Annotated in this window: 1 pseudogene; it reads right to left on the bottom strand. The window is 44.7% G+C overall.

Going from position 1 to position 226, the window contains the following annotated elements:
- Nucleotides 1–226: pseudogene (locus DAHG_RS21345) on the bottom strand (hypothetical protein); the annotation flags it as partial.

Here is a 226-nt window from a genome sequence, read left to right as displayed (position 1 = left end):
CCTGCAATGGACGTCCGTTTAGATCAGAGCAGTATTTCGCAAACCATTCCTCAACCTCATCAACGCTCATGCCGACAAAAATTGATTCATATTTATCCATCTGCTGATACCAATAACCGGTACCCATCACATAACCGTCACCGCGTTCGCGCTTAGTCTTCCAGCCATCAATTTCAGACATAAACAAGTCTTCAGTATTCTCAGTAACACCATCAACCTTGCCGTC

Origin of the sequence: Dielma fastidiosa, assembly GCF_000313565.1 — a bacterium.
GTDB lineage: Bacteria > Bacillota_I > Bacilli_A > Erysipelotrichales > Erysipelotrichaceae > Dielma > Dielma fastidiosa.
The sequence above is the reverse complement of the archived record's forward strand: the minus strand, read 5'-3'. Positions and strand labels throughout refer to the sequence as shown.